17 protein-coding genes and 1 pseudogene are annotated in these 15,494 nt (G+C 58.4%); 13 read left to right on the top strand and 5 right to left on the bottom strand.

Annotated features, from left to right (window positions below):
* The 3 genes from ACFC5L_RS18070 to ACFC5L_RS18080 all read left to right on the top strand — a co-directional run.
* The coding region (locus tag ACFC5L_RS18070; RefSeq protein ID WP_375204399.1) for an efflux RND transporter permease subunit at nt 1-622 on the top strand (622 nt) is incomplete at its 5' end.
* Nucleotides 623-625: 3 nt separating this feature from the next.
* A complete protein-coding gene (locus ACFC5L_RS18075; protein WP_375204398.1) occupies nt 626-1,993 on the top strand; it encodes a TolC family outer membrane protein in 1,368 nt (455 codons plus the stop codon).
* A gap of 78 nt (nt 1,994-2,071) precedes the next feature.
* Nucleotides 2,072-2,359 (top strand): hypothetical protein, encoded by a 288-nt coding sequence (locus ACFC5L_RS18080; RefSeq protein ID WP_375210780.1) that lies wholly within the window; start codon nt 2,072-2,074, stop codon nt 2,357-2,359.
* Here ACFC5L_RS18080 and ACFC5L_RS18085 read toward each other — a convergent pair.
* Together ACFC5L_RS18085 and ACFC5L_RS18090 are read right to left on the bottom strand one after the other, a co-directional pair.
* A pseudogene (locus ACFC5L_RS18085) lies at nt 2,317-2,880 on the bottom strand (class I SAM-dependent methyltransferase); the annotation flags it as partial. The gene ACFC5L_RS18080 and the pseudogene ACFC5L_RS18085 overlap by 43 nt on opposite strands.
* 140 nt (nt 2,881-3,020) lie before the next feature.
* Nucleotides 3,021-3,455, bottom strand: coding sequence for a MerR family transcriptional regulator (locus ACFC5L_RS18090; RefSeq protein WP_375204397.1), 435 nt, complete (start codon nt 3,453-3,455; stop codon nt 3,021-3,023).
* A 69-nt stretch (nt 3,456-3,524) separates the two neighbouring features.
* Here ACFC5L_RS18090 and ACFC5L_RS18095 point away from each other — a divergent pair, with 69 nt between their 5' ends.
* The 7 genes from ACFC5L_RS18095 to ACFC5L_RS18125 all read left to right on the top strand — a co-directional run bounded on the left by ACFC5L_RS18095 (nt 3,525) and on the right by ACFC5L_RS18125 (nt 11,419).
* On the top strand, nt 3,525-4,169 hold the full coding sequence (locus tag ACFC5L_RS18095; RefSeq protein WP_375204396.1) for a cation transporter: 645 nt from the start codon (nt 3,525-3,527) through the stop codon (nt 4,167-4,169).
* 3 nt (nt 4,170-4,172) lie between these two features.
* Nucleotides 4,173-4,625, top strand: coding sequence for a methyltransferase family protein (locus ACFC5L_RS18100; protein ID WP_375204395.1), 453 nt, complete (start codon nt 4,173-4,175; stop codon nt 4,623-4,625).
* Nucleotides 4,626-4,661: 36 nt separating this feature from the next.
* On the top strand, nt 4,662-5,225 hold the full coding sequence (locus tag ACFC5L_RS18105; protein ID WP_375204394.1) for a methyltransferase family protein: 564 nt from the start codon (nt 4,662-4,664) through the stop codon (nt 5,223-5,225).
* Nucleotides 5,226-5,304: 79 nt separating this feature from the next.
* Complete coding sequence (locus ACFC5L_RS18110) at nt 5,305-5,655, top strand: hypothetical protein (protein ID WP_375204393.1); 351 nt, start codon at nt 5,305-5,307, stop codon at nt 5,653-5,655.
* A 60-nt stretch (nt 5,656-5,715) separates the two neighbouring features.
* Nucleotides 5,716-6,972: a TolC family protein gene (locus ACFC5L_RS18115; RefSeq protein ID WP_375204392.1), complete on the top strand. Its 1,257-nt coding sequence runs from the start codon at nt 5,716-5,718 to the stop codon at nt 6,970-6,972.
* Between the two features lie 8 nt (nt 6,973-6,980).
* Entirely contained in the window at nt 6,981-8,222 is a 1,242-nt protein-coding gene (locus ACFC5L_RS18120; RefSeq protein WP_375204391.1) for an efflux RND transporter periplasmic adaptor subunit, read from the top strand.
* Nucleotides 8,223-8,230: 8 nt separating this feature from the next.
* The gene (locus ACFC5L_RS18125) at nt 8,231-11,419 is read left to right on the top strand and encodes an efflux RND transporter permease subunit (RefSeq protein ID WP_375204390.1); all 3,189 of its coding nucleotides are present in this window, start codon (nt 8,231-8,233) and stop codon (nt 11,417-11,419) included.
* A gap of 171 nt (nt 11,420-11,590) precedes the next feature.
* Here ACFC5L_RS18125 and ACFC5L_RS18130 read toward each other — a convergent pair whose 3' ends face one another.
* From ACFC5L_RS18130 to ACFC5L_RS18140, 3 genes are all read right to left on the bottom strand, one after another.
* On the bottom strand, nt 11,591-12,547 hold the full coding sequence (locus ACFC5L_RS18130) for a nucleotidyl transferase AbiEii/AbiGii toxin family protein (protein WP_375204400.1): 957 nt from the start codon (nt 12,545-12,547) through the stop codon (nt 11,591-11,593).
* Nucleotides 12,537-13,373, bottom strand: a complete 837-nt coding sequence (locus ACFC5L_RS18135; RefSeq protein ID WP_375204389.1) for a type IV toxin-antitoxin system AbiEi family antitoxin domain-containing protein — start codon at nt 13,371-13,373, stop codon at nt 12,537-12,539. The genes ACFC5L_RS18130 and ACFC5L_RS18135 overlap by 11 nt, the downstream gene beginning before the upstream one ends.
* Before the next feature lie 218 nt (nt 13,374-13,591).
* Nucleotides 13,592-13,990: a MerR family transcriptional regulator gene (locus tag ACFC5L_RS18140; protein ID WP_375204388.1), complete on the bottom strand. Its 399-nt coding sequence runs from the start codon at nt 13,988-13,990 to the stop codon at nt 13,592-13,594.
* A gap of 34 nt (nt 13,991-14,024) precedes the next feature.
* Here ACFC5L_RS18140 and ACFC5L_RS18145 point away from each other — a divergent pair, with 34 nt between their 5' ends.
* From ACFC5L_RS18145 to ACFC5L_RS18155, 3 genes are read left to right on the top strand one after another with little or no spacing between them, the layout of a single operon-like run.
* Nucleotides 14,025-14,399, top strand: coding sequence for a hypothetical protein (locus ACFC5L_RS18145; protein WP_375204387.1), 375 nt, complete (start codon nt 14,025-14,027; stop codon nt 14,397-14,399).
* A complete protein-coding gene (locus ACFC5L_RS18150) occupies nt 14,396-14,608 on the top strand; it encodes a GDCCVxC domain-containing (seleno)protein (RefSeq protein WP_375204386.1) in 213 nt (70 codons plus the stop codon). Before ACFC5L_RS18145 ends, ACFC5L_RS18150 begins: the two co-directional genes overlap by 4 nt.
* Nucleotides 14,601-14,975 carry a hypothetical protein gene (locus ACFC5L_RS18155; protein WP_375204385.1) on the top strand — a complete coding sequence of 125 codons (375 nt, stop codon included), beginning with the start codon at nt 14,601-14,603 and terminating at the stop codon, nt 14,973-14,975. Before ACFC5L_RS18150 ends, ACFC5L_RS18155 begins: the two co-directional genes overlap by 8 nt.
* The last annotated feature ends 519 nt before the right edge of the window (nt 14,976-15,494 follow it).

Raw genomic sequence — 15,494 nt, forward strand, 5'->3', positions numbered from 1 at the left:
GATAAGCTATGAGGGATCTGTGCGGCGGATGAATGAGTCGATTTCAGCGATCATTTTCGCCTTCGGATTGGCGATGGTCGCGCTCTATATCGTACTCGCTAGTCAGTTTAACTCCTTTGTGCAGCCGATCGTCATCATGCTGACGGCGCCGCTGTCGTTCTCCGGCGCTTTCGCCATGCTTTATTTTGGCGGGCAGGAGATGTCGCTGTTTGCACAGATCGGCCTTATCGCGCTGATGGGCATCGTCATGAAAAACGGCATTCTGCTCGTCGATCGCGCAAACCAGCTACGCGAGGAAGGCGCGCCGGCGCGCGAGGCGATCCTCAAGGCCTGCCCGGAGCGATTGCGGCCGGTGCTGATGACAGCGTTCGCCGCCATATTCGGCATGATCCCCGTTGCGCTTTCAAGTTCCGACGGCGCCGAATGGAGGAATTCGCTCGGCTTTCTTATCATCGGCGGACTTTCATCATCGACAATCCTGACCCTGCTCGTCGTGCCGGCCGCCTATATGGTTCCGGGCGACGTCAACAGCATCGCAAGGCGTATCGTTCGCATGCTCAACGGCGTTATTCCTGGTCAATCGATCGGATCCAAAACATCGACAAAGGCTCCGGCGGAGTAAAAGATGGCTATGTCGTGTGCACATGGACAAAGCAGGATATCCTGGACGCCCATCGCCCGGTACCTTCTGGGCGCGCTTGGGGCTTCAATTGGTCTTATTGCGACAGCAAGCGCCCAGACTCTGGAGGAGGCCCTGTCGCTGGCCTTCGCGGCAAATCCGGAAATCGCCGCGGAGCGCGCGCAACTTGACGCGACTCGCGAAGGCGTAGCTCAGGCCCGCGCCGGCGGCCTGCCGCAGATAACGGCCGGCGCCGGTTATGACAAAGTCGATGACACCCAATCAATCAATAGCGATGTCTTCGGCGCCGGGGCGAGGGATCGCAATTTCGATCTGAACACGGCGACCGCGCAAGTGCAGGGCGAGCAGCAGATCTTTGCGGGACTGCGCAATGTCAACGCCATCCGACAGGCGAAGGCGCGCACGAAAGCGGGCGGCGCACGACTTTCCCTTGTCGAACAGGACGTGCTTTCCCGTGCAGCGGCGACTTATTTCGATGTCGTGCGCGACATGGTCGTTTACAAGGCGACAGAAAACAACGTTCAGGTGTTAATCAGGCAATTCGAAGAAATCGCGTTTCGTTTTGAAGTCGGCGAAGTCACCAAAACAGATGTTGCGCAAAGCGAAGCGCGCCTTGCGCAGGCGCGCGCCCGAATGACCAGCGCACAAGCGCAGCTTGCAATCAGCCGCGCCGCGTTTGCAGAAATTATTGGCCAAAACCCAGGGAGTCTTGAAGAGGCGCCGGCCTTGCCGGCGACGCCGGCTGCACTAGACGAAGCCAAAGCGATCGCACACGAACTATCGCCACTCATCTTGCAGGCGCAAATGCGGGAAGAAGCGTCACGCCGCGGCGTCGCTATCGCAAAAGGCGCGTTTTCGCCGACAGTGTCCCTGCGGGCGGAATATCAATATGCCGAGGAGCCGTCGTCATTCATCGAGCAGGATGAACGTTTCGCCTATGGCGTCCGCGTGACCGCGCCGATCTTTCTTGGCGGCCTTCGCCTTTCGCGCGTGCGCGAGGCGCGCGCGGTCAATAGCGCGGACCGCCGGCGCATTAACCTCGCCGAACGGCAGGTCGATGCGCGCGTTACAGTTGGTTGGCAGCGACTCGCTGCCGCACGCGCAAATATCATGTCATCGCAAACGCAAGTAAACGCGAACGCTCTGGCCCTTGATGGCGTCCGGCGCGAAGCGGAGATTGGCGTACGCACCACGCTGGACGTTCTCGATGCGGAACAAGAATATCTCGACGCTCAAGTGGCGTTGGCGAATGCGGAACGTGATGCGCGAGCAGCGACGTTCCAGCTCTTGGCCGCCATTGGTATCTTGATGCCCCAGATTGATGATCACGCCGGCGGTGAGCCAAGGGATTGAATGAAGCGTAAAGAGAAAACTCAACGAAAAATATTTCTTGCATTTTTGGCGAGAGTCGATGGGGCAGGCTCTAGCTCTGTGAAGATTCCATTGCTTGCCGTTTTCATCTCAGCGCTATCGGCGCCCTACGCGGTTGCAGAAGAAAAAGCGACCTGGAGCGCTCTTCTTGAGAATGACTATTTCGGCTCCAAAGGAGTCGGGTCAGAAGTCATGCGCCGCATCGCCGCGCCAATGATCGGCGGTATTGCGAGTGCGACCGTCCTCGCGCTTGTCGTCATCCCGGCAGTTTGGTTCCTGTGGAACCGGCGTGCTATTACAGACGCTCAACTCACCGTTCCTGCCGAAAGGCTCGCACCCGCTGAATGACGAAATAGATGATACCGAAATGCTTGTTCTACCTCTGAAGGTGTTCGATGGATTTCGTTCCGGGTTTCGATCAACGTAAAGCCGGAGCCAAGTAAGTTCTGCAAGCTGCCGGCGTCATGTTGTACGATCGGAAGTCCGCTGCATTTGTTAGGGCCGCCGGGAGCAAAGCCGGCGATCATGACCCAGCCGCCGGGGTTTAAAGCGGCTTTCAACGCGCCAAAATACGCTTCCTGATCTGCTCGTTCAGTTAAAAAATGCAAGACTGCGCGGTCGTGCCAGAAATCAACTGAAATATCCGGCGTCCAGGTCGTTATATCTGCTGCGATCCATTTTACGCGCCCGGCGTTTTTTCCGAGTCGTTTGCGCGCATGAGCAAAGGAGGCCTGCGAAATATCCAGCAAGCCGAGTGTGTAGCGTCGTTCGGCGAGAAGGTGATCGACAAGCGTTGATGCGCCGCCGCCGACATCGAGAATAGACGAATTCAACGGCAGAGCCGCCCGATGGATTAAATCGAGAGACTGATCAGGTCGATCTTGATGCCAGCTTGCTTACGAAGGAAGCTTGGCGTCGTAGACCGTTTCCCAATGAGCACGCGATGCGTTTTTGTCCGGCATAGCCGTCGCCTCCAGCTTAAATCATGTGACTATTGGCGGGGCCAAATTCAATGCTCGCTCGCGCATAGCTCATGATTGGACAGCACCTCCATAATCCGGCAGTCCGAAATTCGATCGACGCTGCATTCTTTTATCATGCGGCATAATTCGCGTTCCAGCGACTTCAGTCTCTTGATACGTTGTTTGATGTCTTCGGTATGGCGACGCGCGATTTCATCCACTTCCGCACATGAGCGTTGTTCGTTCCTGGAAAGGGCGATCAGTTCACGGATCGCCTCCAGCGGGAATCCGAGATCGCGGGCATGTCGGATAAAACGCATGCGTTCGACGGCTTTTTGGTCGTAGATTCTTTGGCCGCCTTCGGACCGATCCGGGGGATCTATGAGTCCGATACTCTCATAATAGCGGATCGTCGTGACCTTGACCCCTGACGCCTTGGCCAGCCGGCCGATGGTGACCGGATTTATTTGAAGTTTCGGCATCTGTCCTCTTGAACCTATAGCTGCTGTAGACATTAGGTTATGGCTGTCGATGATTCAAGGAGAGCCCGAATGCCGGGATGCGCCTCTGAAAACAACGGTTTTGACGGCGGCTCGCCCGCTTACAAGCGAGCGCTGATTTCGGTCATCTTCATCAACGCCGCGATGTTTTTGGTCGAAATGTCGGCCGGGTTTCTCGGAAGCTCGCAGGCGTTGAAGGCCGACGCGCTCGATTTCGCCGGCGATACGGCGACCTACGCCTTGAGTCTCGCCGTCATTGGCGCCGCGCTGCGCACCCGCGCAACGGCGGCGCTTATTAAAGGCGCTAGTCTGGGCTTGATGGCGTTGTTTGTCCTGACCACGACGATCGCTGCCGCGTTTGGCGATTCTATTCCGGCGGCGCCGGTTATGAGCGGCGTCGGACTTATGGCGCTCGCCGCCAATGTCGCAAGCGTTTTCATTCTCCTTCGCTGGCGGGACGGCGATTCAAATGTCCGCTCCGTCTGGCTCTGTTCGCGTAACGACGCCATTGGCAATGTCGGGGTGATTGCCGCCGGCGGCGCCGTGTGGCTTACGGGATCGTTCTGGCCCGATTTACTTGTCGCTACGTTGCTTGCGTCATTGTTCCTGAAATCGTCAGTCTCGATCACCTCGCAGGCGCTGCGGGAAATCAACGCCGCCACGAACAGACCTGCTCACTTAAATTCGGAGAGCTGACATATGAAAATAACGATACCGCCGGCGATCCAGGGGCCGGCATATGCCGTGCTGAGTTGGATCGCCGCTGATCGGTTCCCGGATTTCTCGTTTAATTGGAGCGGTTTTCGTTTTATCGCTGCGGGCTTCGCTGCGGCTGGTTTGACGATTATTGCGATTGCGATCAGTCAGTTCATCAAGGCCAAAACGACCATCAATCCCGTGAACCCGGAAGCGGCCGAAAAGCTAGTGATAAAAGGACTCTACCGGGTATCGCGCAACCCGATGTATGTCGGCGTCCTGTTGCTGCTGCTCGCATGGGCCGCCTACCTGCAAAATGTTGTGAGCTTTGTACCGCCCTTAGTGTTCGTCCTGACCATGACGCTGTTTCAGATCAAGCCGGAAGAAAAGGTGCTACGTAAAAAGTTTGGCACCGACTATGACGCCTATTGCCGGCGCGTGCGCCGATGGATTTAATCAAATGTTTTCGGCAAAAAATAGGGACGGCCGTTCATGAACAGCGTGATCTCGCAAATTGCCTTCTGGGCGTCATTCGCGTCAGCGAGCCTTATATTCCTGTTTGCGCTGGCTTCCGTATTGCTTCAGAGTTTTCAGTATTGGCCGCCGCCGGACGGTAAATCTTGGCAGCATCGGACCTTTATGTTGCTGTTTCGGGGATATCTCTATCCTTTGATCATAATGACGGCGCTGCAGTTCGAATTTCGCGAAGGAACGCGCGGCTTCCTACAATACGGCGCGGGCGCGCTCTTGCTGCTGACCGGTTTCGGGCTCGCATTTCGGATTACGTTTGACATGGGCTGGCGCAATGCTTTCGGAGAAAAACGCGGACTGCGCACCACCGGCTGGTTCGCCAAAAGCCGCAACCCGATTTATGTGGTCACCTGGATCGGCCTCTTGGGATGGGCGCTCATCGCGAATTCCCTATCGGTGACAATTTTGCTGTCGATCTGGGCGCTTCTCTATCTGCTAGCGCCCATTCTTGAGGAACCCTGGCTCGAAAAAGAGTATGGAGCGGAATACACTGAATATAAGCGCGAAACGCCGCGTTTTGTTTAGTAGAAAAAGGGCGGATCGCAGGAATGTTAGCTCAGATTCATAATGAATTGTCAGCGTTTTTCGGCTATGACCGGCGTCAATGAGCAGCTATGCACATATTCGCCGTATTGCCGTGATCTTGCTCGCCGCTGTTTGGGGCGTTGTCGGCGTTGTCGCGCCTGCGCACGCCGCGGAAGAGGACATTCATCACGTTACGCAACACCATGATTTTGACGGCGTCAACACCGCAGAAGATGTCGAGAGCGAAGGTGCTGTCCATCCCGAGCACGCGACCCATTGCCATGCCGGCGCCTGTCATTTTCACATGATGGCCCGTTCAGCGCTTGGCCAGTCGGCTGCTTCGTCAAAGGCTTTGCGGCTTGCATGGCCGCGTGACGATATTGCTGACCAGGCCGAACTCGCAGGCTTCTTTCATCCTCCTCGCGTCTGACTGAACGTGCGCGATTTACGCGCGAGATCAGTTGACAGACCGAAGAGAGGATAATGTTTCATGAGGCTTCATATATTGGGGCTCGCGCTCGGCGTCGCCGCAGCGTTTGTCAGTCCCGCGTCGTTCGCTCAGCCGGCCGTGCTGACGATCGACCAGGCGGTCGAGCGCGCGCTCGATGCGGCGCCGGAGTTGCGCGCCAGCGTTGAATTACGCCGCGCGGCGGCGGGCGCGCTTGCGCAGGCCAGCGTCCGGCCGAACCCAACGGCGCAATTTGAGGCGGAGAACTTCGCCGGCTCCGATCCGTTTAACGGATTGGGCGGCGGCGAGTATTCTTATAGCCTCGGTCAACGCATCGAACGCGGGGGCAAACGCGCTGCGCGCATTTCAATTGCAGACGCCGAGGGCGATCTCGCGCGGATTGACCAGGTCCGCACTGAGCTTGACGTCATCACAGAAGTGCGGAGCGTCTATGTCGAGGCGATGGCGGCGACGGCGCAGTTTGCGGTCGCTCAAGAACAAGAAGAAATCGGCCGCGCGCTTGTAGATGCGGTGAATCGCCGCGTCGCCAGCGCCCGCGATCCCGAAGCGGCGTTGTTGCGCGTCAAGGCGCGCGCCGCCGAACTCGGCGCTGATCGCGATCTCGCCCGCCAAACGATGGAGCTCGCGCGCCGGAGACTTGCATCTTACTGGAGCGGAAACGGCGATGCGTTCACGGTCGACACTGCGCCATTGTTTGCTGAGCCAGAAGAGATTCATGTTTTCGAAGCCGGCATAGCCGAATCCCCCGACGCGGCGTTGCTCGCCGCCAATGAAGCGCGCGCCGGCGCAGCCTTGCGGCTTGAACAGGCGAACGCGAAACAGGATCCGACGATCAGCCTTGGCGTCCGTCATCTTGCCGGCGACGATGCGGTCGCCGGGATCTTATCCTTTTCGATGCCGATTGCGCTGTTTGACACAAACAGGGGCGCCATCGCCAGGGCTCGCGCCGAACGCAATCGCGCCGAATGGCAAAAGCGTGGCGGTCTGATGCGCCTCGAACGCGAACTGGCGACCGTTTCGGGTCGGCATTTGGCGGCGAGCGCCGAGGCGCGGGCGATCCGCGACAATATAATTCCGCAGGCTGAAGCCGCGCTGGCCTCAGCGCGCCGCGGGTTTCAGCGCGGCGGGTTCACCTATCTTGACGTCATCGAAGCCCAGCGCGCGCTCGCCGAGTTGAGGTTGCGGGAAATCGCAACGCTCGCACGCCTGCGTCAGGCTGAAATCGCTCTCGACCGCCTGACCGGCCGCAAGCCAGACAATTTGGAGTTGGCCCAATGAAAAATCCAATGACAGCTTTTCGCAGCATCGCGTTTGTTTTCGTCGCCTCTGCGGGTGCGCTAGCGCTTGCCGCCTGCGGCGTTGCGGGCGAAGGCGCACAGGAAAGTCACGGTGATGAAGAATATGAACGCGGGGCCCATGGCGGCCGCCTTCTTGAAGACGGCGATGTCGCTCTTGAGGTCACGATTTTTGAAAACGGATCGCCGCCGCGGTTCCGACTTTATCCCTATCGCAACGGCGAGCCGTTCTCTCCGGATAATATTGAAGCGCAGATCACGCTGGATCGTCTCGGCGGCGACAAAGACGAGTTCTCCTTCGCGCCCGAAGGCGACTATTTGACAAGCCCTCAGGTCGTGCGCGAACCGCACTCGTTCGATGTTTCTGTGACGGCGGCGATTGGCGGCGATCAATCCGCCTGGACTTACCAATCTTATGAAGGCCGCACCGAGATCACTGATGCCGCGGCGACGGAAGCCGGCATTGTGACCGAAAAGGCCGGACCCGCCATCATCACCGAGACGGTCGACGTGCTTGGCCGTGTGGATTTTGCGCCCGGCGCGCACGCTGTTTTGCGCGGCCGCTTTCCGGGGGAAGTCCTTTCGGTCTCAAAAACAGTCGGCGACGCTGTCACGAAGGGTGAAGTGATTGCGCGCATTGAGAGCAATGAAAGTCTGCAAGCGTATGAAATTCGCTCGCCGATTGACGGCGTCGTTATTGAACGCAACACCAATCCCGGCGACGTCGCAGGCGATGCGCCGCTCTTTACCGTCGGCGATGTGCGCAGGCTGATTGTCGACTTCCATGTCTTTGCGAGCGATCTCGATCAGGTCAAACCCGGCCAGGGCGTTTCGATCACGACGGTCGATGACGCCAAGTCCTCTGAAAGCATCATACAGACATTTTTTCCCACAAAGGAAACGGCGACGCAGACCATCATCGCCCGCGCGCCCGTGCCCAATGATGACGGCGCCTTCATGCCGGGCATGACGGTGCGCGGCGACATTGTCGTCAATGCCGTCGAGGCGCCGCTCGCCGTCCGCGCCGATGCGCTGCAGCGCTTTCGCGATTTCACCGTCGTTTTCGAGAAAATCGGCGAAACCTACGAGGTCAGGATGCTCGAACTTGGCCGACGCAACGCCGAATGGGCGGAGGTTCTGGGCGGCGTTGAGCCCGGCGCTGAGTATGTCGCGCAGAACAGCTTTCTCATCAAGGCCGACATCGAAAAGTCCGGCGCCTTGCACGATCATTAGGAAAAACCATGCTTGAACGGATCATTCTTTTCTCCATTCGCCAGCGATGGCTGGTCCTGATCGTTGTTCTGAGCCTTAGCGCCCTCGGCGTTTATAATTTTACGCGCCTTCCGATCGACGCCGTCCCCGACATCACCAATGTGCAGGTCCAGGTCAACACCGAGGCCCCGGGCTATTCGCCGCTCGAAGCCGAACAGCGCATCACCTTTCCGATCGAAACGGCAATTTCGGGTCTTCCGAGCCTCAGCTATACGCGCTCAATCTCGCGCTATGGATTGAGTCAGGTCACCGTTGTATTCGAGGACGGTACGGATATTTATTTTGCGCGTCAGCTTGTAGGCGAGCGCCTGCAGACAGTGCGCGGACAATTGCCGCCTGAGATCGAACCGGAGATGGGCCCCATCGCTACCGGTCTCGGCGAGATATTCATGTATACGGTCGAAGCCGATTCCAATATTCCGCGGGCGGACGGCGGGCGCTGGACGCCAACCGATTTGCGCACCCTTCACGACTGGGTCGTCAAACCGCAGCTTGTTACGGTTCCGGGCGTTACGGAAGTCAACACGATCGGCGGTTACCAGAAAGAGTTTCATGTCACGCCCTGGCCGGAAAAACTCGCCGCGTACAGCCTCGATTTCGGGGACATCATTGAGGCCCTTGAGCGTAACAACGCCAATGTCGGCGCCGGTTATATCGAACGCTCGGGCGAACAATATCTTGTGCGGGTGCCCGGCCAAGCCGAAACCCTAGCAGACCTCGACGCGATCATCGTCACGCAACGCCATGGGGTCTCCATCCGCATCGGCGATGTCGCAGATGTCGTGCTCGGCAAGGAATTGCGCACCGGCGCCGCGACGGAAGATGGAGCGGAAGTGGTTCTGGGCACCGTCTTTATGCTGATCGGTGAGAACAGCCGCACGGTCTCGAAGGCGGTCGCTGCGCGGATCGATGAAATCAACAACAGTTTGCCCGCCGGCGTAACGGCGAAAACGGTCTATGACCGCACAACGCTTGTTGAAAAGACAATAAGGACCGTTGAAAAGAATTTGCTTGAAGGCGCGCTGCTCGTCATTGCGGTTCTGTTCCTGCTCCTTGGCAATTTCCGCGCAGCGTTAATTACCGCGGCGGTTATTCCCTTCGCCATGCTGATGACGATCACCGGCATGGTGCAGAACAAGGTTTCCGGCAACCTCATGTCCCTCGGCGCGCTTGATTTCGGGCTGATCGTCGACGGCGCCGTGATTATCGTCGAAAATTGCCTGAGGCGTTTTGCATTGGAGCAAAAAAAACTCGGTCGGCTGTTGACGCGCGATGAACGGTTTTCGCTCGCCGCATCGGCGACCGACGAGGTTATCCGACCGAGCGTCTTTGGTATTTTGATTATCACTGTCGTCTACATACCGATCTTCGCGCTCTCCGGTGTGGAGGGGAAAATGTTCCACCCCATGGCCTTTACGGTCGTGACCGCGCTCACGGCCGCGTTGATCCTTTCACTGACATTCGTACCGGCGGCGGTCGCGCTATTCGTTCGTGGCAAGGTCGAGGAAAAGGAAAGCCGCGCGATTCGCGCGGTCAAGCGCGGCTATGCGCCGCTTCTAGCGCGAGCGCTGCAGTGGCGTACGGCGGTCGTCGCCGGGGGCGTCCTTGTCTGCGTGGCGGCCGGATTGCTCGCGACCCGGCTCGGCGCCGAGTTCATCCCGCAACTCGATGAAGGCGACGTCGCCATGCACGCCCTGCGTATCCCAGGGACGAATCTCACGCAGGCAATCGCCATGCAGGGGGTTCTTGAGGACCGGCTTCGCCGATTTCCTGAAGTGGAGCGTGTCTTTTCAAAAATCGGCACGGCGGATGTCGCCAACGATCCGATGCCGCCCAATGTCGCCGATACATTCATCATCATGAAACCGCGAAAGGCCTGGCCCGACCCGCGCAAACGCAAAGACGAACTCGTTTCGGAGATCGAGGAAGTGATGCGCGCCGTTCCCGGCAACAATTACGAATTCACCCAGCCCATCGAGATGCGTTTCAATGAACTTATCGCCGGCGTCAGAAGCGATCTCGCCGTCAAGATATTCGGCGATGACTTCGACACGCTCGTCGAAACGGCAGAAGCTGTCGAAGCCGTAATATCGGAAATTCCCGGCGCCGCCGACGTCCGCACCGAACAGGCGACGGGGCTCCCGCTTTTGTCGGTCATTCCCGATCGCGAGGCGCTCGCCCGCTACGGCATGAGCGTCGCCGATGTTCAGGACGTGATCGCCGCCTCAATCGGCGGACGCGTCGCCGGCCAGGTGTTCGAAGGCGACCGGCGTTTTGATATTGTCGTTCGCTTGCCGGAAAACTTGCGCGGCAATGTCGAGGCGATCCGTCGGCTGCCGGTGCCGTTGCCGGAGGCTGTGCGCGCCGGCGACGAGGACGCCCTGGCGTCGGTGCCGTTGTCGGAAGTCGCCGAAATCGCTATCGACCTCGGCCCCAATCAGATCAGCCGCGAAAACGGCAAGCGCCGCGTCGTCGTTACGGCCAATGTTCGCGGCCGCGACCTCGGGACTTTTGTCAGCGATGTGCGCGGCGCCGTCGATCAATCGGTCGATCTCCCGGCCGGTTACTGGATCACCTATGGCGGTACGTTCGAACAATTGATCTCGGCGAGCAACCGCCTGCGGCTTGTGGTGCCGATGGCGCTTCTTTTGATCTTCGGGCTTCTGTTCATGTTGTTCGGGTCGGTCAAAGATGCTGGGCTCGTTTTTACCGGCGTTCCCCTGGCGCTTACCGGGGGCGTCGCCGCGCTGGCCCTGCGCGGTCTGCCGTTTTCGATTTCAGCAGGCGTTGGATTTATTGCCCTTTCCGGCGTCGCGGTGCTCAACGGTCTTGTCATGATCTCGTTCATCCGCGATCTGCGCGAAAAAGGCGTTGCGCTTGACGACGCGATTTATCAGGGCGCGCTCATTCGATTACGCCCTGTTTTGATGACGGCGCTGGTCGCCAGTCTCGGCTTTGTCCCTATGGCGTTGAATGTCGGCGCCGGCGCGGAGGTGCAGCGACCGCTGGCGACCGTCGTTATCGGCGGCATCATTTCATCGACGGCGCTGACGCTTCTGGTGCTGCCGGCGCTTTACCGGATCGCCCATCGGGAAGGGGACGCACGCGAGCGAAAAATCGAACCCTATGATGAAACAGCGATTGCGCCGGCGGAATGAAGGATCCGTTGTTGGAATGAGTAGGTGTTTGCGCCTGCGTCAGAATTCTAGCCTGTATGAAAAACCGCCGGCTCTGGATATGAGAATGGCGCAAACAGGCTAAGGCAAAGCGCTTGATAAAGGCGCGGTCCGGCGGATTCTAAAAGAAAGGTTTTTTTGCAACGACTGATTTTAGCCAGGTGGACGCAGTGAGCGCGAATCGATTCGATCCTGTTTGTTCATGATCGTTTCGAGCGCATCGGCTTGCGCGCGGTGCTTGTCCGGATTTTCAGCGATCAATTTCTTCAGATTCAGAATTTTCCATTTAATCGCCGGCAGGTCGGCGGCATGCGGCAGGCCGATAAGGGTGAATTCCGGTTCGCCGGCCTGCAGCGTGCGAAGGAATTCGGCGGCGTTTCCATTGAGCCGCGCCTGGATATCGCCGATCAGTCGTTTTCGCGCGGAGAGAAGAGTGTCGATATTGACCGGTTCGACCGTCATGCCGGCAAACTCCCGGGCGAAATCCTCAGCAATGTCTCTTTCATTTGGCGCAAGCAGTTCATGCATGGGACGGCCGGAGCAGGCGGCGTAGACAAGAAAGGTCCGGAAGAGATCGTCGGTGAACCCCTCGTTGTCATAGAGGAGTTTGACGTCAAATAAATCTCGCGGATGCTGGCGGTCGAGCGCCGCGTGCAGCTTGCCGGCATAGAGATCGTCGAACGACACAATTGCCGTTTCCACAAATCCATATTCGTCCTCAACCGCCGGGGCTGCGCGCATGAGGCGCGGTTCGCCAATCACGCCACGCATCACAGGCGAGGTCTCAATCTTGACCGTAACGCCGTCCATATTGGCGAGTATGCGCGTATCGCCGCCGCCGCCGCCGGCGATGCGCTTTGCGGCCACGCCCGGAAGTTTGCTGATCTGCGCCGCGAGCCGATTGAAAGCGTCGTCGATCGCTTTTAACGATGTCGCGCGATCTTCAATAGGCAGATAGGCGAGATCGATATCAACGGAGAGGCGCGGCATGTCGCGATGGAAGAGGTTTATCGCCGTGCCGCCCTTGAGGGCGAAGGCGGATTCGGTCGAGACCACGGGCAGCAGGCGCATCAAGAGCCGGACCTGCGCGAGATAGGTTTCACGGGCCATCGTCAGACTCATCGCTTTCCTTACCGTCTATCAGTTCTGGCGGCACGGTGATGTTGTAGCGTGGATGTAGGCGCCCGCCTTCAACGAGCGCACGCGGGCCGGAGCCGAGATCGAAATCCTCCGGGTCCAGATATTGTCTCCAGGCGTGATCGTGTTGATCGGCGAAGACGAAGAATAGGCGCTTTACTTTCACGCTGCGACATTCTTTGAGCAGGCTTTCGAGAAGCCGCGGGCGCAAGTTCGCGAGCCCTTCAAGCAACATATCGGCGTTGTGAAAGCTTTCGTTTGCGGGCAACTCGTTCAGCATTTCGAGGATCGCCCGTTCGGGCGTTGAGACGATGAGATCGTTCAATCGTCGTTGCGATGCGGATGCTTGCTTTTCGTCGCCTATGCCGTCGACTCCGGTCATGGCGCCGCTGAAAAGCGCGAGGCTTCGGGTTTCAAAGAGGTCGGCGTTTGGCAGCCGCGCGAGCCAGGACGGCGCGGCGCCGTAAAGATAGACCCGCCGCGGCGCGTTGCCGAGGGTGAGATAATGATCGAAGCCGTGGAGCGACAGAGCTGTGCGTCCACCCACATGGATGTCGTACTCCATGATCCGCTGCAGGGAGAGAACGAGGCGGCGCCAGTTGCCGGCGCTGACATCGCGGTGCGTGTCAGGCCGGCGGTAGACGCCGCGGGCGAGCTTTTCGAGCCAACCGCGCTGCTCATATTGCAGGATCGATTTGCGGTCGATGCCGCGCGCTGTCAGCCAGGCCGCGTCGGCGACATAGCCGGGCGGAAGGTCGTCGAGCAGGGGCTTTAATCGTTCCTGACGTTGTTGGGCCATAGCCAACAAAATAGGAGAATTTCAAAGTTCTGGCAAGGGTGGAGTTTATGAAAGTCACATGATGGGGGTTAATTACCATTAAATTCAAAAATTATTAAAGCACCAAATTCACTACTTCTGATAGAGAATCAGGCCCTGCTCAAGCGCTGCGAGACCGCAGAAAAAGCGTGGGACAAGCCGCTGCCCATGACAGCCCAAGACACCTTTTCTCAAGCCTCTCAGGAGAACAGCGTCTTGATAATCGCGCAATCGGGCGTCCTGTTACGGCTGCAGCCTTTGGCGACCGTCGAAAGGGTGCGTTCGAGCTTTTTCAGATCCGATATCTTCGTCCGGATCATCTCCACATGCGTGGAGGTGATTTCAAAGACTTCTGCACAAGTGGGTTTTCGGTCCTCAAGCCCCAGGAGCGCACGGATATCATCGAGCGAAAACCCGAGCTCGCGGCCGCGCCGGATGAAGCAAAGCCGGTCGGCGAGGGCGCCGTCATAAAGTCTGCGACCGCTTTCCGTCCGCGGCGGCGCCGGCATCAATCCGATTTTTTCGTAATAGCGGATCGTCTCGATCTTCACGCCGGTTTGATTGCTCAGCTTCCCGATTGTCAGATTGAATTGGTCCATCGGTCTTGATCCTGTAGCGACTACAGAATTTACGATGAACGACATGACGAGTGAAGACCCGAACAAAACAAAAGCGCGCAGGAAAGGCGGATGGATCGCCGGCGGCGGGGTCCTTTCGGGCTTGGGGGCGCTCATCGGCGCGTCGTGTTGCGTGTTGCCGCTCATCCTGATCAATCTCGGCGTCAGCGCGGCATTTGTCGGCAAGCTCGCCTTCTTTGCGCGGTTTCAGCACTATTTCATGGGCGCGGCGGTTATTCTGCTTGGCGTGGCGATTGTCGCGGCATTCTGGAAAAAGCGGCGGCCGAGCAAACGCGTTGTGATTACGCTCGCCCTTGCGGCGGCGCTTATTGTCGCCGCCTACATTATGCCGTTCTATGAACCCCAATTGCTTCGCTGGGTGAATCAATGAGCGACGTCATCGCAACATCGACCATCACCTGTCCTGAATGCAGACATCGGTCTACCGATGAGATGCCGAGTAATGCATGTCAGTGGTTTTACGACTGCAAAGGCTGCGGCGCTGTTTTGAAACCGAAGCCGGGCGACTGCTGTGTGTATTGCTCTTATGGCGATGTGAAATGTCCGCCGATACAATTGGGAGCAGCGTGTTGTGGTTGATGAACCGAGAAATGATCACGCCGCGCGCGCCCTTCCGTTCTTCTGGTCGTGGGGTCTGCCGCTGGCGATTTTGTTTTCAACGAACTTTATGAGCGAGCTTGTTCCTTTTCCGGTCATCATCATGATGATGAGCGGCTCGTTTTTCTGGATGGGTCTTGCGTGTGTATTAAACGCAACACGATGTCGAAGACGACATTGTTATTATTCCGGACCGATCTTTATCGCTGGCGGCGCCGGCGTCTTGCTGGTCGGCTTTGGGATCGTTTCGTTTGGCGCCGATGGGCTTATTATTATTGTATGGGGAACGCTCGCGCTCGCGCTCCTTACCTATCTGACCGAGCCGATCTTTGGAAAATATGTGAACTGAACGCCGGGGACATCGGGTCTCTTAGCGCATTTTAAGTGTTACGGCGGCCGCCTGACAGCGCCGGGCTCTAGGCGCGCCAATCATGGGTGATTGGCGGCCCGAAGCCGACAAATTCAAGAGATGAATTCGTCGTCTTCGCCGCGCCGGTGACGATCCCTGCCGCAGGCCCGCTCGTTGAGCGGGATAAGGACGCGGGGCTTTGCCCCGCGGCTTGTTGGTCATTCCCCTCGGGACAGCGGGGGCGGCGGAACGGAAGACGGGGCGAATAGCGCCGGGCGGCCGCGCCGCAACCGCTTTGGCACTTTATCCGTCTTCGTTGTTTTTCTCATCCTACCAAACCAGTTGCGCCCCGGCCTCCGATGCCCGGCGCTCGTGCTCGCCCCGTTTCCGCCGCCCCCGCCGTCCCGGGGGAATTTGCGGGCGGAAAGGCAAGGAGCGAGCAGTCATGACAGCACTTGAAACCGCAACCGATGCGCCCAGCCGCGCCGTCAAACCAAAGACGGCGGCGAGCAGCGGCGC

It is taken from the genome of Hyphococcus sp. (assembly GCF_041986965.1).
Taxonomy (GTDB): domain Bacteria; phylum Pseudomonadota; class Alphaproteobacteria; order Caulobacterales; family Parvularculaceae; genus Hyphococcus.

Bases quoted from the DNA above. Each gene is read 5' to 3' on its own strand.
- ACFC5L_RS18075 (WP_375204398.1), top strand. From the start codon at position 626: ATGGCTATGTCGTGTGCACATGGACAAAGCAGGATATCCTGGACGCCC.
- ACFC5L_RS18090 (WP_375204397.1), bottom strand. From the start codon at position 3,455: ATGCCGAAACTTCAAATAAATCCGGTCACCATCGGCCGGCTGGCCAAG.
- ACFC5L_RS18095 (WP_375204396.1), top strand. From the start codon at position 3,525: ATGCCGGGATGCGCCTCTGAAAACAACGGTTTTGACGGCGGCTCGCCC.
- ACFC5L_RS18100 (WP_375204395.1), top strand. From the start codon at position 4,173: ATGAAAATAACGATACCGCCGGCGATCCAGGGGCCGGCATATGCCGTG.
- ACFC5L_RS18105 (WP_375204394.1), top strand. From the start codon at position 4,662: ATGAACAGCGTGATCTCGCAAATTGCCTTCTGGGCGTCATTCGCGTCA.
- ACFC5L_RS18110 (WP_375204393.1), top strand. From the start codon at position 5,305: ATGAGCAGCTATGCACATATTCGCCGTATTGCCGTGATCTTGCTCGCC.
- ACFC5L_RS18115 (WP_375204392.1), top strand. From the start codon at position 5,716: ATGAGGCTTCATATATTGGGGCTCGCGCTCGGCGTCGCCGCAGCGTTT.
- ACFC5L_RS18120 (WP_375204391.1), top strand. From the start codon at position 6,981: ATGACAGCTTTTCGCAGCATCGCGTTTGTTTTCGTCGCCTCTGCGGGT.
- ACFC5L_RS18125 (WP_375204390.1), top strand. From the start codon at position 8,231: ATGCTTGAACGGATCATTCTTTTCTCCATTCGCCAGCGATGGCTGGTC.
- ACFC5L_RS18130 (WP_375204400.1), bottom strand. From the start codon at position 12,547: ATGGCCCGTGAAACCTATCTCGCGCAGGTCCGGCTCTTGATGCGCCTG.
- ACFC5L_RS18135 (WP_375204389.1), bottom strand. From the start codon at position 13,373: ATGGCCCAACAACGTCAGGAACGATTAAAGCCCCTGCTCGACGACCTT.
- ACFC5L_RS18140 (WP_375204388.1), bottom strand. From the start codon at position 13,990: ATGGACCAATTCAATCTGACAATCGGGAAGCTGAGCAATCAAACCGGC.
- ACFC5L_RS18145 (WP_375204387.1), top strand. From the start codon at position 14,025: ATGAACGACATGACGAGTGAAGACCCGAACAAAACAAAAGCGCGCAGG.
- ACFC5L_RS18150 (WP_375204386.1), top strand. From the start codon at position 14,396: ATGAGCGACGTCATCGCAACATCGACCATCACCTGTCCTGAATGCAGA.